Source organism: Nocardia sp. CS682 (genome assembly GCF_004634405.1).
In the GTDB taxonomy this organism is placed as follows: domain Bacteria; phylum Actinomycetota; class Actinomycetes; order Mycobacteriales; family Mycobacteriaceae; genus Nocardia; species Nocardia ninae.
The window spans coordinates 3,088,262-3,113,783 of record NZ_CP029710.1 but is presented as its reverse complement, the minus strand read 5'-3'; the positions used below and the strand labels follow the sequence as shown (position 1 = coordinate 3,113,783).

The 25,522-nt window shown below is 68.8% G+C and carries 21 protein-coding genes; 10 read left to right on the top strand and 11 right to left on the bottom strand.

Annotation, left to right across the window (positions count from 1 at the left end; genetic code table 11):
* Window positions 1-2 precede the first annotated feature (2 nt).
* Window positions 3-1,805, bottom strand: coding sequence for a serine/threonine-protein kinase (locus DMB37_RS14010; protein ID WP_135233077.1), 1,803 nt, complete (start codon window positions 1,803-1,805; stop codon window positions 3-5).
* Between the two features lie 340 nt (window positions 1,806-2,145).
* Here DMB37_RS14010 and DMB37_RS14005 point away from each other — a divergent pair, with 340 nt between their 5' ends.
* From DMB37_RS14005 to tuf, 6 genes are all read left to right on the top strand, one after another.
* On the top strand, window positions 2,146-2,916 hold the full coding sequence (locus tag DMB37_RS14005) for a deoxyribonuclease IV (RefSeq protein WP_107659041.1): 771 nt from the start codon (window positions 2,146-2,148) through the stop codon (window positions 2,914-2,916).
* Between the two features lie 59 nt (window positions 2,917-2,975).
* On the top strand, window positions 2,976-4,193 hold the full coding sequence (locus tag DMB37_RS14000; protein WP_135233076.1) for a CaiB/BaiF CoA-transferase family protein: 1,218 nt from the start codon (window positions 2,976-2,978) through the stop codon (window positions 4,191-4,193).
* Window positions 4,190-4,348: a hypothetical protein gene (locus tag DMB37_RS40495; protein ID WP_159080695.1), complete on the top strand. Its 159-nt coding sequence runs from the start codon at window positions 4,190-4,192 to the stop codon at window positions 4,346-4,348. Before DMB37_RS14000 ends, DMB37_RS40495 begins: the two co-directional genes overlap by 4 nt.
* Window positions 4,345-5,274, top strand: coding sequence for a hydroxymethylglutaryl-CoA lyase (locus tag DMB37_RS13995; protein WP_135233075.1), 930 nt, complete (start codon window positions 4,345-4,347; stop codon window positions 5,272-5,274). Before DMB37_RS40495 ends, DMB37_RS13995 begins: the two co-directional genes overlap by 4 nt.
* 455 nt (window positions 5,275-5,729) lie before the next feature.
* Entirely contained in the window at window positions 5,730-5,969 is a 240-nt protein-coding gene (locus tag DMB37_RS13990) for a hypothetical protein (RefSeq protein ID WP_135233074.1), read from the top strand.
* 410 nt (window positions 5,970-6,379) lie between these two features.
* Window positions 6,380-7,558 carry an elongation factor Tu gene (tuf, locus tag DMB37_RS13985; protein ID WP_135233073.1) on the top strand — a complete coding sequence of 393 codons (1,179 nt, stop codon included), beginning with the start codon at window positions 6,380-6,382 and terminating at the stop codon, window positions 7,556-7,558.
* A 51-nt stretch (window positions 7,559-7,609) separates the two neighbouring features.
* Here the strand turns inward: tuf and cqsA are convergent, their stop codons facing one another.
* The 4 genes from cqsA to DMB37_RS13965 form a co-directional block, all read right to left on the bottom strand.
* Complete coding sequence (gene cqsA, locus DMB37_RS13980; protein WP_135233072.1) at window positions 7,610-8,845, bottom strand: alpha-hydroxyketone-type quorum-sensing autoinducer synthase; 1,236 nt, start codon at window positions 8,843-8,845, stop codon at window positions 7,610-7,612.
* Window positions 8,846-9,078: 233 nt separating this feature from the next.
* Window positions 9,079-10,332 (bottom strand): formamidase, encoded by a 1,254-nt coding sequence (gene fmdA / locus DMB37_RS13975; RefSeq protein WP_135233071.1) that lies wholly within the window; start codon window positions 10,330-10,332, stop codon window positions 9,079-9,081.
* A 16-nt stretch (window positions 10,333-10,348) separates the two neighbouring features.
* On the bottom strand, window positions 10,349-10,627 hold the full coding sequence (locus DMB37_RS13970; protein ID WP_135233070.1) for an FmdB family zinc ribbon protein: 279 nt from the start codon (window positions 10,625-10,627) through the stop codon (window positions 10,349-10,351).
* 103 nt (window positions 10,628-10,730) lie between these two features.
* Window positions 10,731-11,804, bottom strand: a complete 1,074-nt coding sequence (locus DMB37_RS13965) for a substrate-binding domain-containing protein (RefSeq protein WP_135233069.1) — start codon at window positions 11,802-11,804, stop codon at window positions 10,731-10,733.
* 64 nt (window positions 11,805-11,868) lie between these two features.
* On the opposite strand from DMB37_RS13965, the gene DMB37_RS13960 reads away from it, so the two are divergent.
* The 4 genes from DMB37_RS13960 (at window position 11,869) to DMB37_RS13945 (ending at window position 16,744) form a co-directional block, all read left to right on the top strand.
* Window positions 11,869-12,306 carry a MarR family winged helix-turn-helix transcriptional regulator gene (locus DMB37_RS13960; RefSeq protein ID WP_240772383.1) on the top strand — a complete coding sequence of 146 codons (438 nt, stop codon included), beginning with the start codon at window positions 11,869-11,871 and terminating at the stop codon, window positions 12,304-12,306.
* 81 nt (window positions 12,307-12,387) lie between these two features.
* Window positions 12,388-13,164, top strand: coding sequence for an ABC transporter ATP-binding protein (locus DMB37_RS13955; protein ID WP_135233067.1), 777 nt, complete (start codon window positions 12,388-12,390; stop codon window positions 13,162-13,164).
* Between the two features lie 11 nt (window positions 13,165-13,175).
* Window positions 13,176-15,689 carry an ABC transporter permease gene (locus DMB37_RS13950; RefSeq protein ID WP_135233066.1) on the top strand — a complete coding sequence of 838 codons (2,514 nt, stop codon included), beginning with the start codon at window positions 13,176-13,178 and terminating at the stop codon, window positions 15,687-15,689.
* A gap of 227 nt (window positions 15,690-15,916) precedes the next feature.
* Window positions 15,917-16,744 (top strand): phosphatase PAP2 family protein, encoded by an 828-nt coding sequence (locus DMB37_RS13945; RefSeq protein ID WP_135233065.1) that lies wholly within the window; start codon window positions 15,917-15,919, stop codon window positions 16,742-16,744.
* Between the two features lie 197 nt (window positions 16,745-16,941).
* Here the strand turns inward: DMB37_RS13945 and DMB37_RS13940 are convergent, their stop codons facing one another.
* The 6 genes from DMB37_RS13940 to DMB37_RS13920 all read right to left on the bottom strand — a co-directional run bounded on the left by DMB37_RS13940 (window position 16,942) and on the right by DMB37_RS13920 (window position 25,361).
* Window positions 16,942-17,370, bottom strand: coding sequence for a PIN domain-containing protein (locus tag DMB37_RS13940; RefSeq protein WP_167768839.1), 429 nt, complete (start codon window positions 17,368-17,370; stop codon window positions 16,942-16,944).
* Window positions 17,367-17,606, bottom strand: coding sequence for an AbrB/MazE/SpoVT family DNA-binding domain-containing protein (locus DMB37_RS40490; protein WP_167768838.1), 240 nt, complete (start codon window positions 17,604-17,606; stop codon window positions 17,367-17,369). Before DMB37_RS40490 ends, DMB37_RS13940 begins: the two co-directional genes overlap by 4 nt.
* Before the next feature lie 67 nt (window positions 17,607-17,673).
* Window positions 17,674-18,834 (bottom strand): VWA domain-containing protein, encoded by a 1,161-nt coding sequence (locus tag DMB37_RS13935; RefSeq protein WP_135233063.1) that lies wholly within the window; start codon window positions 18,832-18,834, stop codon window positions 17,674-17,676.
* Window positions 18,835-18,928: 94 nt separating this feature from the next.
* Window positions 18,929-21,394, bottom strand: coding sequence for a DUF5682 family protein (locus DMB37_RS13930; RefSeq protein WP_135233062.1), 2,466 nt, complete (start codon window positions 21,392-21,394; stop codon window positions 18,929-18,931).
* A complete protein-coding gene (locus tag DMB37_RS13925; protein ID WP_107659029.1) occupies window positions 21,391-22,485 on the bottom strand; it encodes an AAA family ATPase in 1,095 nt (364 codons plus the stop codon). The genes DMB37_RS13930 and DMB37_RS13925 overlap by 4 nt, the downstream gene beginning before the upstream one ends.
* A gap of 2 nt (window positions 22,486-22,487) precedes the next feature.
* The gene (locus DMB37_RS13920; RefSeq protein WP_135233061.1) at window positions 22,488-25,361 is read right to left on the bottom strand and encodes an SWIM zinc finger family protein; all 2,874 of its coding nucleotides are present in this window, start codon (window positions 25,359-25,361) and stop codon (window positions 22,488-22,490) included.
* Window positions 25,362-25,522 lie beyond the last annotated feature (161 nt).

Sequence of the window (25,522 nt, the reverse complement as noted above, 5' to 3'; positions counted from 1 at the left end):
GCTCAGTTCAGCGGCGCCGAGCGCCACCAGCGCAGGGTCTGATCGATGGAGCCGGAGCCGTCGGTGAACATCAGGTACTGGGCACGATCCGGATCACCGGTGAAGGCGGTGACGATCTTCGGGCCGCCGGTGTCGTATTTGTAGTTGGTGTAGGACTTTCCGCCGTTGGTGTCGGTGGACTTGGTGTTGGCGGGCAGCGTGTTCAGCACCGCTTGCACGTCGGCGGCGGACTTGTAGACGTAGATGCGATAGAGCGGGTCCGAGCTGTCGCCGCCGCCGTAGCAGCGCCACTGCCAGGCCCAGTCACCGAACTCCGGGTCGCCCTCGCTCGGCGACGGCGTGTACGTGGCGTCGGTCTCCCAGCATTTGGCGCCGTTGTAACCGACCTGCTCGGACTTGGTGGCGGGCACCATGCGCGGGAACTCGGCACTGATCGAATCCGCGGTCGCGGGCACCGTGGTGCCGGGCCCGTTCACGCCGGACGCGACCGAACTCGGTGTCGTATCGCCCCCGGAGGCGGTCGAATCGCTGATCGCGCCGATGATGGCCAGCGTCACCACGAGCAGCACCACGACTCCGACACAGATGCCGATGATGACGCCGACGTTGGACTTCTTCGGCGGCCGTCCGGCGACGCTGACCGGAGACATGGGCGGCGGGCCGTAGTTGTTGCCGAATTGCTGGCCGGCGTATGGGGCGGTCGGCTGCGGTGCCTGGCCGTTGCCGTACTGCGGCGCGGCCAGCGTGGCCGGTGGTGGCGTGAACGGTGATCCCGCAAGGTGATTCGGCCCGCTGGTCGGCTGGCCGTACTGCGCCGGGTATGGCGCGCCGGTGGTCGGGGTGGGCGGCCCGGTGGTGGGGCGGGGTCCGGTGGTCGGCCTCGGCCCGGTGGTCGGCCGTGGTCCGGCCACCGCCGTCGGTGGCGCGGTGAACGGCCGCGGCCCGCCGGCCACCGGCATCGAGGGCACGCTGGGATTGGTCAGGGCGTGCCGCGCGGCGGCGGCGAAGTCGGCGCAGCTGGGGTACCTGTCCTCCGGTCGCTTCGCCATCGCCCTGGCCAGCACGCTGTCCAGCGCGTAGGGCAGGCCCTGGCGGTGGCTGCTCAATGCCGGCGGCGCACCTTGCAGATGACCCTGGATGACCGCCGCGGGGTTGGTCGCGGAGAACGGGCCGGTCCCGGTGAGCAACCAGAACAGCGAGCACGCCAGCGAGTACTGATCCGACCGATGGTCCAGCGACGAACCGGTCAGCTGCTCGGGCGAGGCGTAAGCCAGTGTGGCGGTGAAGGTTCCGGTCTGCGTGAGGTGGCCGGTGTCGTCCCGGAAGCGGGCGATGCCGAAGTCGGTGAGGTACACCCGCTCGCCGCGGCCACCACCGCCGCGCGCCAGCAGGATGTTCGCGGGCTTCACGTCGCGGTGCAGCACACCGATGCCGTGCGCGTAGTCGAGGGCGTCCGCGGTTTCCTTGACGATCTGCACGGCCCGCTCCGGCGGCAGCGCCTGCGGTTGCACCGATGCGGCGTCGATGCCGTCGATGAACTGCATGGAGATCCACAGCTGCTCGGCCTCGAGCCCGCGGTCGTAGACCGTGACGATATTCGGGTGGTCGAGCTGGGCGACCAGATCCGCCTCCCGTTCGAACCGCGCCCGCACCTCCTTGTCGAAGAACATCTCCCTGTTCAACAGCTTCAACGCGGTCAGGCGCGGCAGCCGAGGGTGTTTCGCCAGGTAGACCGATCCCATGCCACCGCGACCCAGTTGCCGCTCGATGACATAACCGGCGAAAACGTCACCGCTGGCCAGCATGTCTGCTCCACTTCCCGCCGCCCGCCGGGACCCACCGACGAACAGGCGTACAGCATAAGAACGCGCGATCAGGCACGGGCCGGACCACGGAAAACATCGAAACCATAGCAGTAGTCACTGGTGCGGTGGCCCGTCGGCGAAGGCGGGGCAAGGCCGGTCGAGGACGCCATCGAGAACCTGGCCGGCGACGACATCGTCGGTCTGCAACACGGTATTCACCCCCGTTGTCGGGTCGAGCGCGCGGATACTACCGATGTATCTCGCCGGACTCCCGCGATGCAACATATCCAGGTTCGCCGTCCGCGGCTCGCTGTCGGTGGTGGTCGTTAAGCTGGCCCTCATGCAGATTGGCGCACATGTCCGGCTCGACGGCGATCCGATCGGCTTCGGCGAGAAACTCGGCGCCGACGTCATCCAGATGTTCGTCGTCGACCCGCAGAGCTGGGACAAACCCACCCCGCACCCGCGGACCGAGGAGATCGTGGCCAGCCCGATCGACGTGGTGGTGCACTCGTCCTATCAGATCAATGTGGCGAGCCTGAACAATCGCCTGCGCATGCCCTCCCGCAACGCGGTCGCCCAGCAGGCCAAGGCCGCCGCCGACCTCGGCGCGATCGGTCTGGTCGTGCACGGCGGGCACGTGCGCTCCGACGCCGAGCTCGAGACCGGCGTCGACAACTGGCGCAAACTGTTCGAACGCCAGCAGGACAAGGGCGGCTTCGCGGTGCCGATCCTGATCGAGAACACCGCGGGTGGCAACCACGCGATGGCGCGGCATTTCGACTCGATCGCCCGATTGTGGGACGCCGTCGGCGATTTCGGCGCGGGCTTCTGCCTCGACACCTGCCACGCCTGGGCGGGCGGCGAGGAACTGATCGGCGTCGTCGACCGCATCAAGGCCATCACCGGCCGCATCGACCTGGTGCACCTGAACTCCTCGCGCGACGAGTTCAACTCCGGCGCCGACCGCCACGCCAACTTCGCCGACGGCACCATCGACCCCCAGCTACTCGCCGAGGTCTGCAAGAGCGCGGACGCCCCGGTCATCCTGGAAACGCCCGCCGACGGAGTGGCCGAGGACCTGGCTTACCTGCGCGAGCACGTGGGGTAGATGGGTCCCAGCGAGGTGTCGTCGCGCGCTGCCGCTGCGGCCCCTGAGACACTGGTGCGATGAGTATTCGGCCGTTGGACGGTGTTCGCGTCCTGGAGCTGGGCAATTACATTGCCGCGCCGACCGCCGGGCGCATCCTCGGCGACTTCGGCGCCGAGGTGATCAAGGTGGAGCGGCCGAAGGCCGGGGACGAGCTGCGCAACTGGCGGCTCTACGGCGGCGACACCTCCATGCTCTACCGCACCGTCAACCGGAACAAGAAGTCGATCACGCTGGACCTACGCAGCGAAGCGGGCCGCGCCGTCGTGCTCGACCTGATCCGCCGCTGCGATGTGCTGCTGGAGAACTTCCGCCCCGGGATGCTGGAGAAGTGGGGGCTCGGCCCGGAGGTGCTCAACGCGGCGAACCCCGACCTGGTGATCACCAGAATCTCCGGCTACGGGCAGACCGGACCGCACGCGTCCCGGCCGGGCTTCGCCGCCGTCGCCGAGGCGGTCGGCGGCCTGCGCGAACTGATGGGCGAACCGGACCGGCCGCCGGTGCGCACGGGCGTGTCCATCGGTGACTCGATCGCGGGCGTCTATGCCGCCTTCGGCACGGTGATGGCGCTGTTCCAGCGTGAGCGCAAACCGGACGAGACGTCGATTCCGTTGCGCGAGCGGGTCATCGACGTCGCCCTCAACGAGACGATCCTGTCGGTGATGGAGTCCCTCGTGCCCGATTACCTTGCCTACGGCATCAAACGCGAGCGCACCGGCGGTCTGGTCGAGGGCATCGCGCCGAGCAACGCCTACCCGTGCAGCGACGGCGTCAGCATCATCATCGGCGGCAACGGCGACGCCATCTTCCAGCGCTACATGCAGGTGATCGACCGCCCCGATCTGGCCGCCGACCCGGAACTACACGACAACGCGGGCCGCTGGCGCAACCACGACCGCCTCGATGCCGCGATCACCGAGTGGACCAGCAGGCACACGCGCGCCGAGGCACTGAAGATCCTGGAGGCCGCGGGCATTCCGTGCGGTCCCATCTACACCGCGGCCGACATCGTCGCCGACGAACAGTACAAGGCGCGCAACATGATTCAGCAGTTCTCGGTGGATGTCGGTGCGGCCGAACCGAAGACGGTCGGCTTCCCCGGCATTGTCCCGGTGATCGGCGAACAGTCCCTGCCCATCCGCAACGTCGGACCCGATCTGGGGGAGCACACGCACGAGGTGTTGTCCGGGCTACTCGGCATGAGCGACAGCGAGATCGACGCCTTGGAGGCGAAATGAGGGAAGACCGCAGGCGACCGCCGCGACGCGGCCCACGCGACATCCGTTCGCCCGGGTTCACCCGGCCGACCGTGCATCCCAACCCCGCGGGCGTGCACGAAAAGCCGTGGGGCGGCGTGATGTGCGCGCCGCGGCAGGAGCGGGACGAGCGGTGAGCTCGGCGATCCTGCGCGACGTGACCCTGCGCGACGGCTTGCAGCTCACCGGAAAAATGCTGCCGGTCGAGCAGAAGGCCGACCTCGTCCGGCGGCTGCTCGGGCTCGGCGTGCCCGCGCTGGAGATCGGCTCGATGGCGCGACCCGACCTGGTGCCGCCGATGGCGAACACCATGGAGCTCATCGCGGCGCTGAGTCCCGAAGAGCTGCAACGCTGTTGGGTGTGGGTGGCCACGCCGCGGCACGTGGAGAAGGCGGCCGCGGCGGGGGTGCGCAATTTCCAGTACTGCTTCTCCGTCTCGGACGCGCACAACAAGGCCAATATCGGCCGCAGCACCGAGGACAGCGTCGCCGCCATGCCCGACGCGGTCCGGCTCGCCACATCCGTGGACGGCTCGATCCAGCTGTGCCTGGCCACCAGTTTCACCTGCCCGTTCGACGGCCCGGTCGATCCGGAGCGCGTCCTCGCCATCGCCAACGACCCGCGCACCGCGGGCGCCGACGACATCGTGCTCGCCGACACCCTCGGCCAAGCCCATCCCGGCGAGGTCGCCGCACTGGTCTCCGCCGTCCGCACCCGAACCCCCCAGCGCCGCATCGTCTTCCACGGCCACGACACCTGGGGCATGGGCGTAGCCAACACCCTGGCCGCCATCACGGCCGGCGCCACAATGGTCGACGGCGCGCTGGGCGGCCTCGGCGGCTGCCCCTTCGCCCCCGGCGCCAGCGGCAACACCGCCACCGAAGACATCCTCTTCGCCACCCGCCCCGCCTGGTTCACCCCCACCACCCTCGCAACCCTGGTCGACCTCTCCGAAAGCCTCCGCACCGACCTCGGCGAACCGAACCGCTCCCGCACCGCCGAAGGCGCACGATCAAAAGCCGCAGCCTTCGAATGGGTCAGCCCCCAGCCCGCTGATTCATGACATCCGTCGGCATCGGGTAAACACCCAGAAAGTCCTCGGGCGGTGAAGTAGTAGTGGCTGATTCACCGAGTCGAGCCGTGCATGGCGAGTTCTTCATGGCGAATGTTGCAGGAACCATTGCGGCTGGTCGTCTTTCCCTGCGTCCGATCGTGTGTCACACCGCTGACCAGGCATCACTTCGTCCGATATGACCGATGTGTGAGCCATATCTCATAATAACTAGAGGGTTGCCATGGCGGCGGTGTGGTGACGAATCATCGAACGTTCACTGAACAGTGGTGGCGTCGAACACCTTCCGGGGCGAGGGTTGGGTGGCGTGCCCGGAATCAATCCGGCTAGACGTGCGAATCTCTGGTTACCCAGATTGTGGACGTATGTCCAGGAACTGCGCCGCCGTGTTACTGCTCCGTGATATCTCTATCGGGACCGGCACCCGAGGTGGGTGCCGAGCACCTATGAATGGGGAAGTCTTGAAGAAGTTCCGTACGTTCGGTTTCCTGTGTGTCGGCGCGACCGCCCTCGTCTTCGGCGGCTCCGGCCTCGCCTCGGCCGAGGTCGCCTCGACCGTGCCGGTCGCCGAGACCCAGATCGCCGACGCCCCGCTGACCGGTTCGGCTGCGTTCGGCGCCGGCATCGCGAAGATCCTCGGCTCCGGCAGCTCGGCGTACTGCCCCGGTGGCGTCTGCCCGAAGTAGTCGACCCTGGCGCGCGGGGTCGCTGATCCCACCCGCCTGCGCCGACTGACGAGCACCGAATCCGATCCCGATCATCCCCGGGATCGGATTCGTCGTTTCCAGCCCACTGTCGACCGCGCCGACGTCCCGGCCCGCGCGCCCGGAAAATGCGTCGCGCTCGGTAGGTCTCGACGCTTACCATTCCCAGCATGTTCAGCTACGCCATCGTCGCATCGTCCGCAGTCGCGGGCGCGATGGCTGCTGTCCTGGCCGCCTCGGCAGCAAGTGCCGCGCAGCTCGACGGAGCCCGAAGCTGACCTTCCCCGGGATGTCCCGGGACCTCGGACGGGGAAGGTCGCCCCGTCGCTGAGGTCCCGCTCGACATCGTCGGGCACATTCGCTCGTGCCCGCCAGGCAAACCAGGAAAAACCATGTCCAAGAAGACCTATGTCCGCACCAAGCCGCACCTCAACATCGGCACCATGGGCCACGTCGACCACGGCAAGACCACGCTCACCGCGGCGATCACGAAGGTGCTCGCGGAGCGGGGCGGCGGCAGCTTCGTGCCGTTCGACCGGATCGACCGGGCGCCGGAAGAGGCGCAGCGTGGCATCACCATCAATATCGCGCACGTCGAATACGAGACGGCGACCAGGCATTACGCGCACATCGACATGCCGGGCCACGCCGATTTCGTGAAGAACATGATCACCGGGGCGTCCCAGCTGGACGGCGCGATCCTGGTGGTCTCCGCGCAGGACGGGGTGATGCCGCAGACCGCCGAGCACGTGCTGCTGGCCCGCCAGGTCGGCGTCGAGCACATCGTCGTCGCCCTCAACAAGGCCGACGCGGGTGACCCGGAGCTGCTCGACCTGATCGAGCTGGAGGTACGCGAACTGCTCACCGCGCAGGGCTATCCCGGCGCCGACCTGCCGGTCGTCCGGGTCTCCGGCCTGCGTGCGCTGGACGGCGACGAGCGGTGGACGGCCGCGTTGCTGGAACTGCTGGACGCTGTCGACACGTCCGTGCCGACACCCGTCCGGTACACCGACGCGCCGTTCCTGCTGCCGGTGGAGAACGTCCTCACCATCACCGGTCGCGGCACCGTGGTCACCGGTGCGGTGGAACGCGGCCGGGTCCGGCTCGGCGATCGGGTGGCCGTGCTCGGCCTCGGTGACGAGCTCACCTCGGTCGTCACCGGCGTCGAAACCTTCGGCCGCACCATGGATGTCGCGGAGGCGGGCGACAATGTCGCGCTGCTGCTGCGCGGCGTGCAGCGCGATCAGGTCCGCCGCGGCCAGGTCGTCGTCGAGCCCGGCAGCGTCGCCGTGCACAGCGGGTTCACCGCCCGCGTCTACCTGCTCGGCGCGGCGGAGGGCGGCAGGCGCACGCCGATCACCACCGGCTACCGCCCGCAGTTCTACATCCGCACCGGTGACGTGGTCGGTGACGTGACACTGCCCGGCGACATCCGGGTGGCGATGCCGGGGGAGACGGTCGAGCTGACCGTCGAACTGGGCCGCCCGGTGCCGTTGGAGCCAGGTCTGGGCTTCGCCATCCGGGAGGGCGGCCGCACGGTGGGCGCGGGCACCGTGCTCGCCATCGGCTAGCGGTGCGACGCCGTGCGCGGGGACTTCTCGGTTCCCGCGCACGGCCGTCGCTCAACCGGCGGTGGCCGATGTTTGCGCATGTCGAGGTGGTGCGCTCGGCTTGGGGTACGGCTCGACCGGTGGCATCGCACCGAACCTGGTGCGAACTTCGGTGCACGCGTCGATGATCCGGTCGACGGCGTGGTCGGTGAGGCCAGCGTGCAGGCAGAAGCGGATCAGCGTGTGATTGCGTGCGGTGCTGGGCGGGCACAGCAGGGTGCCGTAAATGCCGCGGATCTCCAGGAAGTCCCGGATGGCTGCGGCCCGCAGGTCCGGTCCGGCCTGTAGCGCGACGATGTGGCTGGCCGAGCCGGCCAGGTCGAATTCGAGTGCGGTCAGCGCCCGGCGCACCATGGTCGACAGCTCGCGTAGTCGCTGGCGCCGCCAGTTGTCGGTCCGGATCATCTCGAGCGTCGCGGCCAGTCCAGCGATTTCATACGGCAGCATGGTCGAGGAGAAGACCGCCGGATGCGACTCCAGCTTGAAGTAGTCCACGAAATCGATGCTGTTCGCGCCGACGAACCCGGCCCGGCCGCCGAAGGCTTTGGCCAGGCTGGCGATTCGGTACGGCACCCGATCGGTGAGGCCGAGCGCCGCGACCATCCCCGCCCCGGCGGGACCGTCGGTGCCCAGCGCGTGCGACTCGTCGACGACGAGCACGCTGTCGGTTTCGTCGGCGATATCGCACATGTGGGTCAGCGGGCACCGGCTGCCGGTATTGCCGTAGATGGCGTCCACCGCGATGATGCCCGGCCCGTGCGCGCGGATCTGCTCACGTAGGTGACCGGGAAAGTTGTGCCGGAACGAATAGATCGGCGCCCCAGCCGCCCGCGCGCCGTGCCAGAACGACATATGGGCGAATTGGTCGATGTAGACCGGGGTTTCGGCGTCCGCGATCGATTGCAGCAGCCCGACATTCGCATCCCAGCCGGATTGGCAGAGTATTCCGGCGGGTGCCCGCAGATGATCGGCGAGCGCACGTTCCAATAGCACCTGCGGGTGGTCGTCGCGCAGGAAGGCGCTCGCGGCGAGCCTGCCCGAGGTCGGGGCGCGTAGCGCGGTCTCGAGCGCGTGGGTGATCCGCGGATCGGCCCACAGTGCCAGATAGTCGTTGCTGGTGAGCACGACATCACCGTGGTCGGGGACACCGCCGTGCAGAATGTGCCGCCCGCCCCAGTGCCCGGCGAGTCTGCCCGAGTGAAAGCTATCGACGCGCAGGCGAATCCGTTCGGCGACAGTAGGGCCCATGGAACTCCTTTCGCTACCAATAGCTACTTCAGAGCACACGCCTCTCGATTGAACCACCGTGGCTGCGGGCCAGGGCGATATTCGATAACTTGACGGATGACCACTAATTCACCTGCGTACGAACGCCGACCGCACGGTTTGCCGCAGTTCTGAGTATGGACACCCGCAATGATTCAGCAATCACACAGCGGGCCGGTTGTGACCGGCGTGCACAACCGGCACCGCGTGGTCGGTCAGCGGGTGGCGCGCGGTGCGCCGAGGCCTGGATCGATCCGAGTCGGTCCGGCTGCGGTCGGGAGCACGGGGAAGTCGAAGATCGCGGTCGGAATGTAGACGGTGGCACAGGAATTCGGAATATCGACGACGCCGGAGAACCGACCCTCGATGGGGGCGGCACCGAGTAATAAGTAAGCCTGTTCCGGCGAGTAACCGAACTTGGTGAGGTAGTCGATGGCGTGCAGGCAGGCCCGCTCGAAGGACAGTTGCGAGTCGAGATAGCGCTGTTCGCCGTCGAGAGTCACCGAGGTGCCCGAAAAAGCGAGGTACTCAGAGTAATTGGGTCCGGAGTTACCCGGAACGAAGATGGCGTTCTCGCTGACGCCGTAGAGCTCCATGCCGTTCTTGATGAGATCGACCCGCAGGTCGATGAATCCGCCCATCTCGATGGCGCCACAGAAGGTGATCTCGCCGTCGCCCTGGGAGAAGTGCAGGTCGCCGACCGAGAGGTGGGCACCGTCGACGAACACCGGATAGAACACCCTGCTGCCCCGGGTGAAGTTCTTGATGTCCTGGTTGCCGCCGTTCTCCCGCGGCGGCGCGGTGCGCGCGGCATCGGCGGCGACCCGATCGAACTCGGCACCCGTGAGCGTGCCGAGAACGGCGTCGCGCGGTTCGGGCGGCAGCGCCAGCGGCGGCACCCGGTGCGGGTCGGTCGCGATCAGTGCCTCCTCCCGGGCGTTCCATGTCGACAGCAGCGCGGCGGACGGGGCGGTGCCCATCAAGCCGGGGTGGGTCATGCCGGTGAACTTCACGCCGGGGATGTGCCGGGAGGTGGTGGTCTGGCCGCTGAAATCCCAGATGGCCTTGTAGGCGTCGGGGAAGTGCTCGGTGAGGAAGCCGCCGCCGTTGTCGGTGGCGAAGATACCGGTGTAACCCCAGCCCTGACCGGCGAGTGGTCCCGCGTCCTCCTGGGGGATGGGGCCGATGTCGAGAATGTCGACGATGAGCAGGTCGCCGGGCTGCGCGCCCTCGATCGCGAACGGGCCCGACAGGCAGTGCACCGTGCTGAGCGGCGCGTTCAGTACGTCCTCGGCGGAGTCGTCGTTGCGGATGGCGCCGTCGAACCACTCGCGCACGTGCACGCGGAACTCGTCGCCCGGTTTGACGGTCACCGCGGCGGGGATGTCGGGGTGCCACCGGTTGTGGCCGACGATCTTCTGCTCGGTGAACCGCTTGCTGGAGTCGAGCGGGAACAGTAACTCGGGCATAGTGTTTCCTTCGGGGTCAGGGGCGGGGCAGCTTGCGGTGCAGCGGATTACGCGTCACCGGCACCGACCGGCGCGGCGGTGGCCCGGCGACGACCGACGGCTCGCTCGCGGTGCGTTCGGTCATCTCGATGAGCCGGGTGGCCGAGGAGCCGGGCCGGATCAGTGCCGCGACGCCGAACTGCCGTTTGCTGCTCGTCGCGCAGTCCGGGCACGGCGCGGCGGCGGGCACGTCGGCCATCGTGAAGGTGAGATCGAAGCCGCCGCAGGCGCGGCAGTGGAACCAGTAGAGGGGCACGGAGACCTCATTATTTTCATTTGAATATGTTTCGTATGACGACGATACAAAGCCCGGCAGGTCGCCGCAGCGAAACCGCAAGGTGAAGTTCGTGTTACGAGATTCAGGAGTTCAGTTCGGCGAGCACGCTGAATTCGAGCGCGTCGGCGTCGGCCAGATAGACCGGCTGGGTGGTGTGCGCGCCGCGGACCCGTACCTCGCCGCGCGGGCCGCCGTAGCTGACCCGAGGGGCGTTGCGTTCGATGGCGCGCAGGTCGAGGCTGCGGGCGGATTCGGCGAGCGAGGCGAACAGCAGCAGTCCCTCGTAGCAGGATTCGCCGATGTTGTTGAGCGCGGGCCCGGCCGGGCCGAACTCGTGCAGGTAGCGCGCGCCGAAATCCATTCCGGCCGGCGACACGACGCTCTCGAAATAGCCACTGGCGGTGAACAATCCGCGCGTGCTGTCGGCGCCGCCGGCGTACAGCACGTCCTCGCCGATCATCATGCTCAGCCGCAGCCTGCCGTCGTCGAGTCCGGCCTCGGCGAAGGCCAGGTTGAACGCGGCGCAGTCCGCGCCGACCATGAACAGCAGCACGCCCTGCGCCGGGGAGCGGCGGACCAGCTCCAGCGCCTGCTGGAAGTCCCGGCCGCCGAGCGGGACAAAGGCCTGCCCGACCACCTCGATATCGGTGGTCAGTGCGAATTCCCTGGTGGCCCTTGCGGTTTCCCGCGGCCAGACGTAGTCGTTGCCGACCACGCACCAGCGGCGGATGCCGTGCTCGGCGCGCAGCCAGCGCAGCGCGGGGAACAGCTGCTGCTCCGGGGTCTCGCCCACCATGTAGACGCCGTCGGAGTCCTCGCCGCCCTCGTAGAAGGTGGTGTAGACGTAGGGCACCCGGCCCGCGGTGTGCGGCGTGATCACCTTGCGCGCGTTGGACAGATGCCAGCCGACGACGCCGTCGACCATCCCGGTGCCGACCATCCGGTCGATCGTCGCGGCGAGCACGGGCAGCGGCGCGCCCGCGTCGACGGGGTGCAGCCGGACCGGTCGATCGAGGATGCCGCCCGCGGCGTTGATGTCGCCGATCGCCAAGGCGGCGCAGGCCTCACAGGAGGGCCCGAACATGCCCGCCGTGCCGCTCAGCGGCACCACCAGCGCGATGTCTACCGTGGATCGACGAAAACCGGAGCGCGACAACGGAAATCACCACCGTATATTTCCATTTGAATATTTACCATACGGGGTTGGCTATAGTACTGCTGTGGACGATAGCACCGCCCCCGTCGCGCTGGAGGAGCTGGCCCGGCTTGTGCGCCGGGCATCGCAGGAACTCGACCGGGCCATCGCGACCAGCCTCGGCGAGAGCTCCGTCGCGCGCTGGCACGTCCTGGCCGCGGTGGTGGACGGCGTCGGCCACCCCATGTCACACCTCGCGGAGGCGACCCTGCTCACCGGGGCCAACCTGACCCGGTTGATCGACGGGATGATCGCCGACAACCTGGTGCACCGCAAAGTCGACGACACCGATCGCCGCCGGGTGCTGGTGTTCCCGACCCGCCGTGGTCTGCTCGCCTACCAGACGATGAACCGCGCCGTCGGTGCCAGCGGCCTCGATGTGCTCGCCACCGGTCACGGACGATTGGCCAAGTCGCTGGCCGCCATGGTCGACCAGCTGCACGCCGAACCCGCTACCACATAGCCCGCCGCGGTGCATCGATACCGGAGGAGTCGGGGAATTCCCTGATGGCGCGCGGGGGCGAACCCGGTAAGACTGGTGTGCATGACTTCGCAAGCTTTGGGTTCCGACACCGCCGAAGTGGCGGTTCCGACCGATGTCGCGGCCCGCGCTATCGACCTGGTGAAGGTCTACGGGTCGGGAGATACGCAGGTCCGGGCCCTGGACGGGGTGTCGGCCGAGTTCGCGAAGGGGGAATTCACGGCGATCATGGGCCCCTCCGGATCCGGCAAGTCGACCCTGATGCACTGCCTGGCCGGACTGGACAGCGCGAGCTCGGGCACCGTCCGGATCGGCGACACCGACCTGGCCGGGCTCTCGGACAAGCAGATGACGCGGCTGCGGCGCGACCGGATCGGCTTCGTCTTCCAGGCGTTCAACCTGGTGCCGACGCTCACCGCGCTGGAGAACATCACGCTGCCGCTGGACATCGCGGGCCGCAAACCGGACCAGGAGTGGCTGGACACCGTGCTGAAACGGCTCGGCCTCAACGATCGGCTCACCCACCGCCCCAGCGAGCTGTCCGGCGGGCAGCAGCAGCGGGTGGCCTGCGCGCGGGCGCTGGCGGCCAAGCCGGAGATCATTTTCGGCGATGAACCGACCGGCAACCTGGACTCCAAGGCCTCCGAGGAGGTGCTGTCGATCCTGCGGGCCGCGGTGGACGAGTTCCGGCAGACCGTGGTGATCGTCACCCACGAGCCGCACGCCGCCGGGTTCGCCGACCGGGTGGTGTTCCTGGCCGACGGGCAGATCGTCAACGAGATGCGGGACCCGACCTCGGAGACCGTGCTCGATCGGATGAAGGCGCTGGAGCAAGCCTGATGGGTAGTCCGATGCGCAAGGTTGCTCTGCGTAACCTTGCGGCACACAAGGTTCGGCTGGCGCTCACCCTGTTGTCGGTGGTGCTCGGCACCGCGTTCATCGCGGGCTCGTTCGTGTTCACCGATACGCTGCAGCGCACGTTCGACGGTATCTTCGCGGGCCAGGCGAAGGGCGTCGATGTTCGGGTAAGCCCCAAAGAGCGCCAAGCGCAAGGGATTCCGAACAATATCGTCGACGAGCTGCGAAAGTATCCCGGGGTGCGCACGGCCGCGCCGAGCGTGAACGGCGTCCTGGTGCTGCTGACGCCCGATGGGAAGAAAGCCATCCAGACCGGTGGCGCGCCCACCTTCGGCCAGTCGTATCTGCCGCCGGAGCAGGCGGTCGCCGAACCGAACAAGTTCGTCCAGGGTGCCCCGCCCACCAAACCGGGCGAGATCGCGCTGAACGCCACCGGTGCCGAGCGGGCGGGATTGAAGCTCGGCGAGCACACCAAGGTGATGATCCCGTCCCAGGGCAATCCCCTCGATGTGACCCTCACCGGCATCTACGAGGTGCCCGCGGACACCAGCGGTTTCATCGGTGTGCTGTTCGACGACAGTCAGGCGCGCAAGCTGTTCACCGACGGGCTGCACGTGGCCTATGTCGATCTCGCTGCCGCAGGCATCCCGGGTGACCAACTGCGCGACGACCTCGCCAAGGCGCTGCCGAATTACAAGGTGCAGAACGGCGATCAGGTGCGCGCGGACCTGAAGAAGGAAGTCTCCAACGCGCTCAACTTCATCAACTACTTCCTGCTTGCGTTCGGTGCGATCGCGCTGATCGTCGGCACTTTCATCATCTACAACACCTTCTCGATGATCGTCGCGCAGCGGCTGCGCGAACTCGCGCTGCTCCGAGCCGTCGGTGCGAGCAGACAGCAGGTCGGCCGGTCCGTCGTCGCCGAGGCGTTCGTTATCGGATTGATCGGCAGCGCACTGGGTTTGGCCGGTGGTGTCGGGCTGGCGTTCGGCTTGTCCGCGGTGCTCAACGCCTTCGACCTCGGGTTGCCCACCGGGTCGATGGCGGTGCTGCCGCGCACCATCGTGGTCGGGTTGCTGGTCGGCCTGGCCGTGACGATGCTCAGCGCCTACGCCCCGGCCCGGCGGGCGGCGAAGATTCCGCCCGTCGAGGCGATGCGCGAGGAATTCGCTTCGGCCGGTGACTCTTTGCGGGTGCGCACGCTGGTCGGCGCGGTGCTCGCGGTGGCCGGTGGCGTGCTCGTGTACGTCGGCGCGCAGTCCACCGGTGGCAACGCGGCGTTGACCGTCGGCATCGGCGCGCTGGCGCTGATCCTGGCGGTGCTGCTGGCCGCTCCCGCGCTGTCGCGGCCGGTGGTGGCCGGGCTCGGCGTGCTCATCGGCCCGTTCGGTCCGATCGGGCGGATGGCGCGCAACAACGCCGCGCGCAACCCACGCCGTACCGCCGCAACGGCTTTCGCGCTCACCCTCGGATTGATGCTGGTGACCGCGATCGGCATGCTCGGCGCCTCGGCGAAGGCGAGCGTCGGTGTGCTGGTGGACAAGGGCGTGAAGTCCGAATACGTGCTCGCGGGACAGCAGTTCGTCGGCGTGCCGTTCGGTGCGGCCGACGCGGTCCGCAAGTCGGTGCCCGGCGTCGCCGACGTGGTCGGGATTCGCGGGGTCGGCTTCAAGATCGGTGACGACCAGGTCGGCGGTGCCTCGCCGGACGGGCAGCTCGATCGGGCGCTGAACTACGAAATACTGCGCGGCAGTGCCACTCTCGGCGATCGCGACATCCTGGTGTCCGAGGACGAAGCCGACAAGCGTGGCTGGCGAGTCGGCCAGCAGGTGTCGCCGAGCAGCTTCGACGGCAAGAAGGTGCCGCTCACCGTCACCGGCATCTACCGCAAGACCCCGCTGCTCGGCGCGTTGGTGGTGTCGCCGGTCGTGTACAGGGAGGTTGTGCCGGTCAACTTCCAGAGCAACTTCGTGGTGCTGGTCACCGCGCAGCCCGGCACGGACCTCACCGAGTTGCGTGCCGATCTGGAGAAAGCGGTCGAACCGTTCCCGGTGGTCCAGGTGCAGGACCGGGAAGAGTTCAAGGGCGCGCAGGGCCAGCAGATCAACACGCTGCTCGCCATCCTCTACGGCCTGCTCGCGCTGGCGGTGGTGATCGCCATCCTCGGCATCGTCAACACGTTGGCCTTGTCGGTGGTGGAGCGGCGCCGGGAGATCGGCATGTTGCGCGCGGTAGGGATGCAACGTGCCCAAGTGCGCCGGACCATCTATCTGGAATCCATGCTCATCGCCGTGTTCGGCGCGATCGTCGGCATGCTGCTCGGCCTCGGGCTCGGTGTGGGGTTCCTGCGGACCCTGCGTGATCTCGGTCTGGATCAGATCGCCATCCCGTGGTCTCAGCTGGTGCTCGTTCTGGTGAGTTCGGCGGTGGTCGGCGTACTGGCGGCGCTATGGCCTGCGGTGCGTGCGGCTCGCACCCCGCCGTTGGCGGCGATCGCGGATCTGTAGTAGCGCGTTATCCGGCGGGCCCCGATTTTCGGGGCCCGCCGTTTTGTGCCGGGGGTGATTCGAATCAGCTGTCCCGCAGCAGGTCTGGCGCGGGTCGGTCGATCGCTCTGTCTCCCTGATCACCCCTGTGGAAATCGACAGGATGGCGCTGCTAAATTAAACGGAGGATATAGCTCCACTTAATTGCCGGGATCGGCCTGGTTCAACGGAGAAGGAGGCCGCAGGCAATGGTGGCTGTGGGTCTTGATGGGCCCGGTGCGGGTCTGGAGTTCGCGCCGAGCGGGCTCATCGAGCGGGTGCGGGCGGCGGTACACGGCCGTGGTGGCGAGGCTGTGGGACAGTTGGCCCTGATCACCGTGCTCTATCTCGGTTATCGCGTCGGCCGGATGTTCACCGCCGACGACACGGTGCGTGCGTTCGGCAATGCGCGTGGTCTGCTCGGTCTGGAGGATCGGCTCGGGCTGCCTGCGGAGACGACGGTGCAGTCGATCTTCGTGCACCGCGACTTCTTCGCGGTGCCGGCCAACTTCTATTACGCCACCGCGCACTTCACCGTTGCGGTGGCGGTCCTGTTGTGGCTGTGGATGTTTCGGCCCGAGCATTATCGATGGACGCGAAACCTGATGGTGGCGTTGACCGCCGCGGCCCTCGTCGTGCACGTTCTGGTCCCGCTCGCGCCGCCGCGCATGCTGCCGGAGCACGGTTTCGTCGATCTGGCCGCGGTGTACGGCCAATCCGTCTACGGCTCGGCCGAATCCGGCGGGCTGTCCAATCAGTTCGCCGCCATGCCGTCACTGCACGTCGGCTGGGCGTTGCTGCTCGCGTTCGCCGTCGTCGCCGCGACTCGCACGTCGTGGCGCTGGCTCGCCCTGGCCCACCCGGTGCTCACCACCGTGATCGTCGTCGGCACCGGCAACCACTACTGGCTCGACATCATGGTTGCGATCGGTTTGCTAGCTCTGGCCGCCCTGCTACATCCGAAACTCGTCCCGACCGCGGCGACCGCCTGGGGCATCATGGGTCCTGTTTCGGCAAAACCCACTGTGACCAGCTGAAACCAAGCGCACGGCGGTATGTCGAACCGGACTCGTCCCCGCGATCTCTGTCGTACGATCTCCTGAGCTGTCCGGTTCGCCCGTTCAGATAGGAGCCCGATGGATCTCTCCACCCTCTCCACCTTGCTCGGCATCGCCATCCAGCTGGTCAACCTGGCCTCGGCCCTCTCCAGTCTGTCCGGATGAGTCGGTTCCGGTCAGGGCAGGCGGCCCTTGCTGTCGGGTAGCGGATGGACTTTGCCACCCTCCAGACGCACGACTTCGGCGAGTGCGGGATCTGCGGTCGCAAGGGGCAGTTGCTCGGACAGCGCGGTAGCCGCAGCGACGCAATCGGACAGGCTCACGGCCATCCGTTCGCGGTGGTAGTGCCGCGTTCGCAATCGTCCGGCGAGCACCCCCAGTTGGGCGGTCACCGGGGCGAGTCGCATGCCGATCGAGGAGAGCAACGCGATGTCCGCCTCGACGTCGTCGGGGTGGCGGCCGTAGATGCGCGCGAGTTGGTCCATCACTTCCGCGGCATTCGCGGTGGACATCACGCTGGGCTGGGCGAGCAGACCCGCGACTTCATGGGCTGACGGTTCGGCGCGGAAGTACGCGATCACCGCGTACGCATCGAGGACGGTCACCGTGGCCTGCTGGTCGGCTCGGCGGAGCGCTCGGCCGCGCGGGCATCCTCGCTGTCGGGTCCCGGGCCTGCGTGGGCGCCCAACAGTGCGCTGATCGGGTCTTCGGGTACCGGCCGCACGATCGCGTAGTCGCCGCGATCGATGACGAGCACCGAGGAGGCGCCCCACCGGCGGCGTAGGTCCGCTGGGAGGGAGATCTGACCGTTTCCGGTCACCTTGGCGTGTGCCGAGCTCATGACTTGATAGTACTACTGATGTTCGGCATCCAACAGATCCTTAATTCATAGTATGTGTGCGGTGGTATCAGTTATGGCTCGAGTTGGCGTTGGCCCAGACTTGGAGGTCGCCGCGGTCCAGGGCTACGGCGAGCAGGGCGGGGAACTTGTCGGGGGTGCAGGCGAAGGCGGGGACGCCGAGGGCGGCCAGGGCGGCGGCGTTGTCGTGGTCGAAGGCGGGGGCGCCCTCGTCGGAGAGCGCGAGCAGGACGACCACCTGGACGCCGGATTCCTTCATGGCGTTGACCCGGCGCAGCATCTCGTCGCGGACGCCGCCCTCGTAGAGGTCGGAGATGAGGACGAAGAGGGTGTCGGTGGGGCGGGTGATCAGGGTTTGCGAGTAGGCGATGGCGCGGTTGATGTCGGTGCCGCCGCCGAGCTGGGTGCCGAACAGGACATCAACGGGATCGTCGAGTTTGTCGGTGAGGTCGACGATTTCGGTATCGAAGACGACCAGGGAGGTCTTCAGCGAGCGCATGGAGGCGAGGACGGCGCCGAAGACGGAGGCGTAGACGACGCTGGCGGCCATCGAGCCGGATTGGTCGATGGCCAACACCACATCGCGCTGTACCGCTTGAGCTTTGCGGCCGTAGCCGACCAACCGCTCCGGCACGACGGTGCGATGTTCGGGCAGGTAGTTGGCCAGGTTCTTGCGGATGGTGCGGTCCCAGTCGATATCGCGCAGCCGGGGGCGCGAGACGCGTGCGGCCCGGTTCAGGGCGCCGGAGACGGCGGCGACGGTGTGCGCGGCGATGCGCTGTTCGATCTCGCGCACCACCTTCTCCACCACCAGCCGCGCGGTGGCCTTGGTGGTTTCGGGCATCACCCGGTTCAGGCTCAGCAGGGTGCCGACCAGGTGCACGTCGGGCTCCACCGCCTCGAGCAGCTCCGGCTCGAGCAGCAGCTGGGTGAGATTCAGCCGCTGCACGGCGTCGCGCTGCATCACCTCGACGACGGTCGAGGGAAAGTAATTGCGGATGTCGCCGAGCCAGCGCGCCACCCGGGGCGCGGACCCCTCCAGCCCGCCCGAGCGTTTGCCCGAGGTCCGTTCGTCGTCGTTGTACAGCGCCGACAGTGCGCGATCCATCGCGACGTCGTCGGCCGAGCCGAGGCCGCCGAGTCCCTCCTCCGCAGCGGTGCCGAGCACCAAACGCCAACGCCGCGCCTGGGTTTCGTTGTCGGTGTTCATCGCATCCCCTGAGTGGTCGAACTGACGAACGGCGCAGGCCGCGCGGATCGAGCCCGGGCGACGGCGCCGGACGGCGCGGCAAGCAGTGGCGTACTCACACCGCGACCCCCAAAATCTCTGCGGCGGAGCGCAGTGCGATGCTGCCCCGCGCCATATCGAAACCTCCGTCGCCGTCGGAGCGGACGGCGGCGGCACCCCCATCGCGCACCGCTCGGCCGATCGCCCGGCGCTCACCCGATTCGAAAGCGCCGAAAGTTCTGCGCAGCAAGGGCAGCGTCTCGACGAACTGGTCCTCGCGTAGTTCGCTCAGCCAATCGTCGATGAGGCGCAACAACTCTCGGTCGTGCACCAGCAGCAGGCCGCGGCCGCCGAGGAAGCCGTCGATCCAGGCGGCCTTGGCGGCGGCGATGTTGCCGACCGACAGTGCGGCGGAAAGCCGACGGGCGGAATCGGTCTCGTCGATGATGCCCGCGTCGCAGAGCAGCCGGACGGCGCGGCCGACCAGGGCGCCGTGCACGTCGTCGCGGTCGGCGAGCTTGCGCAGCGCGCCGAGCCATTCCCCGGTGGCCCAGCCGTCGTCGCGGGTGTGGATGGCGGTGTGCGCGGCGTCGAGCTGGGCGCGTAATTCGGTGGCCGCGTCGGTATCCAGCCCGGTGACGGCGCCGGGCAGGCCCGCGCAGACGCGCACCAGCAGGCCGTCGGCCACGTGCGCGAGGGCCTTGGTGTCGGTGCCGCGGACATCGCCGTAGCGCAGCGTCCTGATGAGGCCCGGCAATGCGGCGAGCAGATGGGTGATGTCGTGGTCCAGCGCGGCGGCGGATTCCAGCCTGCTGATCAATCCGTCGGTGGCGCCGCCGAGGTCGGCCAGCAGCGCGACCTCCAGTGCGGCGGTGAGGTCGCCGACGGTGCTGTCGTCCCGTGCGGCCGTGTCGAGGATCTTCGCCTCGGCGGCGGTGCGGATGGTGGTGCCCCAGCGGGAGGCCTCGATGATGGAGATGGCGTACTCCGGCCGCCACTGCAGCGTCCAGGTCTCGCGGAAGGTGCCGGTGCTGCGCACCTCGCTGGTGGTCAGCTCACCCCACGGGATTTCGAGCACGCGCAGCCGGTGCAGCAGGCGCGATCGTTCGACCTCGCGCTCCTTGCGCAGGTCGAGGTCGAGCACCCGGGACGAGGCCTCCTGCTTCATCCGCAGCGAGCGGGTCCGGGCGCGCAGGTCGGCGTCGAGCGGGACGGTCGGCGTGCCCTCGGGCACGGTGCCGAGGGCCTCGCCGACGACGAGTTCGTTGACGACCAGCCGCAGCATCGTCTCGTCGCCCGCGCACATCACCGCCCTGGTGGCCTCGGTGACCTCGGACAATCCGGCCAGCGGGCGATCGCGCATGGCGGCGAGCGCGTCCGCGAGCCGGACGGCTTCGATGATGTGCGCGCTCGACACCGGCAGATCGTGCGCCCGCAGCACCCCGGCGACCTTGGTGAGCCAGCGCACGATCGGCCGCTCGGTCTCGGTGAACAGATGGTGGTACCAGCCGGGCGAGGTGATCCCCGCGCCGTATCCGGAGGTCGTGGCCAGCCGCGAATGCGTCCACGGCACCCAGGTCAGCGTGGCCTTCGTCTTCGGAAGTCCTTTCAACAGGCGGGTATCCGGGGCGGCGGGCCCGAGCCGGCCGGCCAGCGCGGGCGCGTGCCAGGCCCCGCACACCACCGCGAGCCGGACCGCACCGTCCTTCAGCGCCTTTCGCATCGTCTGCCGCATGTAGGCCTCGCGCCGCAGCGTGTGCGCGTCGATGCGGACGGGCCCGAGTCGGATCGGTTCCAGCTCGAGGGCATCGTCGGTGGCCTCGGCGACCGAATTGGCCGCCGGTTCCCCGCGGTCAGCCTCTGGCCGCAGGTCGATGGATGGGGACGAATCGTTCTCGGCAGCTCCATATTCGGGCCTCAGGTTTACCGGCGGGGGCGAATCGTTCTCGGCGGCTGCATGTTCGGCCTCGCCGCGGCGGCCGTTCGTCGCGGTGTCAACCGGCTCCAGCTCGGCCGCGATCTGCTCGGCACCTTCGCGCAGCGCACCCATCGCCTCGGTGATCGCCTCGAAAGCGCCGGCGTCGGGCGAGGATTCGACCACGGCGTCCCACCAGCGTTCGGCATCGTCGTAACCGCCCGCCGCGGCCAGCTCGGTCAGCGGATCGAACCGATCACCGGGCTCCTCCTCGGCGGCCAGCACCATGCTCGCCGGCAGATCGCAGAACCGCACGGGCACATCGTGTTCGGCCGCGTAGGCCAGCGCCTGCCACTCCGGCGAGAACACCGCGTACGGCCAGAACGCGGCTTTCGCGGGCGCGTCGGGCACGTAGGCCAGCAGCGCGACCGGCGGCTGCATCCCTTCGGCCGCGACGTAGCCGACCAGCGGATCAGCGTCCGCGGGCCCCTCGATCAGGATGGTGTCCGGCCGGAATTCCGCCAGCGCGAGCCGCAGCGAGCGTGCGGAGCCCGGCCCGTGATGGCGGATGCCGAACACCCGGGTCAGCGCACCGCCGTCCGCCGAACAGGGATCGGCGGCGCTCATCCGGAGACCTCGCGGCAGGCCCGGTAGAAGTCCGACCACTCCGGGCGTTCGCGGACAACGGCTTCCAGGTACTCGGTCCACACCACCGCGTCGGCGACCGGATCCTTGATCACCGAACCGAGGACGGCGCCCGCGATGTCGGCGGCCCGCAGCACGCCGTCCCCGAAGTGCACCGACAGCGCGATCCCGTTGGTGATCACCGAGATCGCCTCGGCGGTGGACAGCGTGCCGGAGGGCGACTTCAGCTTGGTGCGGCCGTCGGCGGTGATCCCGGAGCGCAGTTCGCGGAAGACGCGCACCACCCGGCGCACCTCCTCGGCCGCGGCGGGCACCTTCGGCAGTTCCAGCGAGGCGCCGAGCTGTTCGACGCGGCGGCTGACGATGGCGACCTCTTCGTCCTCGCTGGCGGGCAGCGGCAGCACCACGGTGTTGAAGCGGCGGCGCAGCGCGGAGGACAGCTCGTTCACGCCGCGGTCGCGGTCGTTGGCGGTGGCGATGACGTTGAAGCCCTTGGCCGCCTGCACCTCCGTGCCGAGTTCCGGTACCGGCAGTGTCTTCTCGGACAGCACGGTGATCAACGCGTCCTGCACGTCGGATGGGATGCGGGTGAGCTCCTCGATCCTGGCGATGGCGCCGCCGCGCATCGCGGTCATCACCGGCGACGGCACCAGCGCGCCCTCGCTCGGGCCCTCGGCGAGCAGCCGCGCGTAGTTCCAGCCGTACCGGATCGCCTCTTCCGCGGTCCCCGAGGTGCCTTGCACGAGCAGCGTCGATTCGCCGCAGATGGCGGCCGAAAGATGTTCCGACACCCAGGTTTTGGCGGTGCCGGGTACACCGAGCAGCAGCAGCGCCCGGTCGGTGGCCAGCGTCGCGACCGCCACCTCCATCAGCCTGCGCGGCCCCACGTACTTCGGGCTGATCACGGTGCCGTCGTCGAGGGTGCCGCCGAGCAGGTAGGTGACCACCGCCCACGGGGACAGCCGCCAGGACGGCGGGCGCGGACGCTCGTCGGCGGCGGCGAGCGCGCGCAGCTCGTCGGCGTAGGCCTGTTCGGCGTGCGGACGCAGCAGGTCGGGCGTCACGTCGGTCATGGTCACTGCAACTCCTCGAGCATCATCGAGCGGTGGTTGAGGTCGTGTGCGAGCTGATCGAAGGCTCGCTCCCAGGCGGGATCGCCGCACCGGCGCGCGACCACGGCGGCGGCGTTCGCGGCGGTAACGGGCAGGTGCACCGACGCGGCGGACAGCAGCGACCGGTGCGCGTTGGGGGTATTGCCGTGCGCCTCGGGGCGGCGGGCCGCCGCGCGGGCACGTTCGAACAGCAGCAGAATCAGGTGCTGCGCCAGCGGTTCCGGCCATGGATGCCCCATCGCGGGCAACAGCGCCTCGATTTCGGAGAGCCAGGAGCCGTCCAGCTCGAGCAGGTGCCGGGTGCGATCGGCCAGTGGCAGCAGCGCGAACAGCTCACGCCTGCGCAGCATCGCGACGTCGGTGGGCACGCCCGCATCGAACAGCGCCCGCGCCCAGGACGAATCATGCTGCGCGAGTGCGGCATCCACCCAGCCGTCGAAGATCGGCTGGCGGAAGCGGTCGTCGATCGCCACCTTGACGGCCTTGTCCGGCGCGCCGAGCACGCTCGCCCAGTGGCTGAGCGGTGTCGCCGCGACCAGCTGTCGTAACCTGCCCGCGGTGACGTCGGGGCCACCACCCCAGCGGTAGGTGAATTCGACGCTGCGGTCGGTGATGCCGTCGCGGTGCGCGGGTGAATCGAGCGTATCGGGCAGGGCGACAACGAGTTCGGTGTGCAGCAGCCGGTGCTCGACGCGGATCCAGTCGCTCGCGCGGCGGGTCATGCGCTGCGCGAACGCCGAATCGGGCAGCAGGGTGAGCAGCCCGGCGGCGGTCCGCCGGACATCGGAGCGCCGATCGTCCAATCCGGCCTCCAGCAGCGGCTCGTCGGCCCGGGAGATCCCGTCGGCGAGGACGGCGAGCAGCTCCGCCTTCAACGGCCCGGACTCCTTCGGCCAGGCCGTGGCGAGCGTTTCCCGCGCCGCATCCGCGTCCCGCCTGCGCAGCTCGGCCAGCCACGCTCGCCGTTCCGGCGGCTGCCCGAACTGCCACACCTCCTCGGTGGACACCGTGGCGGGCTGCTTGCGCACCAGGTTTCGCCATTCCGGATGCTGGCCGGCCAGCCATCGGCCGCGGGTGCCGGCCAGGCGCAGCAGCGGCTCACGCAGCTCGGCGTTGCTCTTCGCCTGATCGAGCAGCTGCCCGCACAGCGCGTCCGGCGCGCGGTAGTCGAACGGCGTGGCCGCGGCGAACCATTCGGGCAGAAAAGGGGAGCGTTCCTGGAGCATGCGCGCGAGGTGGCTCGCGGCGATGGATGGCAGCAGTCGCCGGGTGTCGTCCTCGGCGGGTTCGGGTGCGGTCGCGGTGACCGCACGTACCCCGCCGCGCGCGAAAACGTCTTGCAGCGCGGCAGATTCGAGCAGGCGCAGTGCCGGATCGGTGGGCAGCCGGTCGGCAGCGTTCGCCACCGGCGCCGCGAGCTGGGCGAGGTCCGGTGCCCGGCGCGCGGTGCCGAGCAGCGCGACGGAGGTCAGATCCGCCGAGTTCGAGGACTGTGCGGTCCGGGTATTCGGCGTGCTCCGGCCGACCGGATCGAGCCTGGCCAGGTCGATCACCTCGCCCGTGCTGAACACCGAGATCGGCACCAGGCCCTCGCTGGTCCACTCGCCGGCCACGGTCACCGGATGGCCGCCGGACACACCGAGTAGTCGCCACGGCTGCTCGCCGGGCGCTACCGGCAACGCAGTGCCGTCGGATTCGGTGATGTACCAACCCGTTTCGGTGTGCGCCGGTATCACATCGACGAGCAGCACCGGCCAGCCGCGCAGCCACGGATCGGCGCCGAGTGCGGCGGCATGGTCATCGAGCGCGGCGGCCACCGTGCCGGGGGGGTCCGGATCGATCGGCAGGGTCGTGAAAGGTTCTGCCGCACCGTGGCGTTCGCCCCACAGTGCCCGCAGCGGCGCGGCGCCGGGGTAGTAGTGCAGGTCCGCGTCGGCCAGCAAGCCGAGCGTCGGCACGTCCGCGGGGAAGCCCGGCGAACCGAACGAGTGGTCGACCACCAGCGCCCAGCGCCGAGATGTGCGCCCGTACAACCACGTTCGCCGCGTGTAGAGGCGCTCGTCCTCGGAGATCCGGACGCCGAGCACCATCCACCGGTCACGGACCGCGGGCTCGGTGCGCACCGTTTCGGCGGGATTCGGGTAACCGACGTGCGTGCGCACGGTAGCGGACAACTCGGGCGAAAGCTCATCCAGCCGCCGGTGCGCGGCGATGAGCAGGTGCAGTCGCGCGTATTCGCGCAGCACGACCTCGGGCCAGTCGGCCCTGGTCACCACGGCGGTCGGCAGCTGGCGCAGCGCCGCGGCGACGCCGGGTGCCTGCGCGTCGACCATTCGAGCGGCGATCGCCTCGAACGCCCGGAACGAGCGGTCGGTCTGCGCCAGCCCGGTCCGCACCTGATCGCCCAGCCAGACGTCGAGCTCGGCGAGCCCCGCGGTGACCCGCACCCGGCGCTGTTGCGCGGTCGCGGGATTCGCGGTGCGGGTGGTGGGCTCCGCCGCAGGCTTGGCGGCCTTGGCCACCCGGCCGTCGATCCAGCTCGCCGCGAAATCGGCGATCCCCGGCGCCTGCTCGACCCGGCCCGCCGCCCACTCGAGCAACAGCGACAGCGCGTGCTTACACGGGAACTTGCGGCTGGGGCAGGAGCACTTGTACGCGGGCCCGGACAGGTCGACGATCGTTTGATACGGCTTGGCGCCGCTGCCCTGGCACAGTCCCCACAGCGCGATGTCGTGCTGGCCGGTGCCGCGCCAGCGACTCGCGAGTTTCCGCGCGGCCGACAGCGAGCTCGCGTCCGGCGCGAGCGCCGTGACCTGGTCCTCGCTCCAGCGCGTCATGTTTCCCCCGTTCCTCGGTTGTCCGGATTTGTACCCCAGGCCACCGACAAGTGCCGCGTCGACCGGTGTGGTTCGCACGGAAATACCTGTGCCATCGCAGGTTTCAGTGCTGAAAACATCTTGCATGTGTGGGTGTTCTCTGGCATTCTGTCCTGTTCGGC

Bases quoted from the DNA above. Each gene is read 5' to 3' on its own strand.
- DMB37_RS14005 (WP_107659041.1), top strand. From the start codon at position 2,146: ATGCAGATTGGCGCACATGTCCGGCTCGACGGCGATCCGATCGGCTTC.
- DMB37_RS13955 (WP_135233067.1), top strand. From the start codon at position 12,388: ATGACTTCGCAAGCTTTGGGTTCCGACACCGCCGAAGTGGCGGTTCCG.
- DMB37_RS13925 (WP_107659029.1), bottom strand. From the start codon at position 22,485: ATGACCGACGTGACGCCCGACCTGCTGCGTCCGCACGCCGAACAGGCC.
- DMB37_RS40495 (WP_159080695.1), top strand. From the start codon at position 4,190: ATGAGGGAAGACCGCAGGCGACCGCCGCGACGCGGCCCACGCGACATC.
- DMB37_RS14010 (WP_135233077.1), bottom strand. From the start codon at position 1,805: ATGCTGGCCAGCGGTGACGTTTTCGCCGGTTATGTCATCGAGCGGCAA.
- DMB37_RS40490 (WP_167768838.1), bottom strand. From the start codon at position 17,606: ATGAGCTCGGCACACGCCAAGGTGACCGGAAACGGTCAGATCTCCCTC.
- DMB37_RS13950 (WP_135233066.1), top strand. From the start codon at position 13,176: ATGCGCAAGGTTGCTCTGCGTAACCTTGCGGCACACAAGGTTCGGCTG.
- DMB37_RS13930 (WP_135233062.1), bottom strand. From the start codon at position 21,394: ATGAGCGCCGCCGATCCCTGTTCGGCGGACGGCGGTGCGCTGACCCGG.
- tuf (WP_135233073.1), top strand. From the start codon at position 6,380: ATGTCCAAGAAGACCTATGTCCGCACCAAGCCGCACCTCAACATCGGC.
- DMB37_RS13920 (WP_135233061.1), bottom strand. From the start codon at position 25,361: ATGACGCGCTGGAGCGAGGACCAGGTCACGGCGCTCGCGCCGGACGCG.
- fmdA (WP_135233071.1), bottom strand. From the start codon at position 10,332: ATGCCCGAGTTACTGTTCCCGCTCGACTCCAGCAAGCGGTTCACCGAG.
- DMB37_RS13945 (WP_135233065.1), top strand. From the start codon at position 15,917: ATGGTGGCTGTGGGTCTTGATGGGCCCGGTGCGGGTCTGGAGTTCGCG.
- DMB37_RS14000 (WP_135233076.1), top strand. From the start codon at position 2,976: ATGAGTATTCGGCCGTTGGACGGTGTTCGCGTCCTGGAGCTGGGCAAT.
- cqsA (WP_135233072.1), bottom strand. From the start codon at position 8,845: ATGGGCCCTACTGTCGCCGAACGGATTCGCCTGCGCGTCGATAGCTTT.
- DMB37_RS13990 (WP_135233074.1), top strand. From the start codon at position 5,730: ATGAATGGGGAAGTCTTGAAGAAGTTCCGTACGTTCGGTTTCCTGTGT.
- DMB37_RS13935 (WP_135233063.1), bottom strand. From the start codon at position 18,834: ATGAACACCGACAACGAAACCCAGGCGCGGCGTTGGCGTTTGGTGCTC.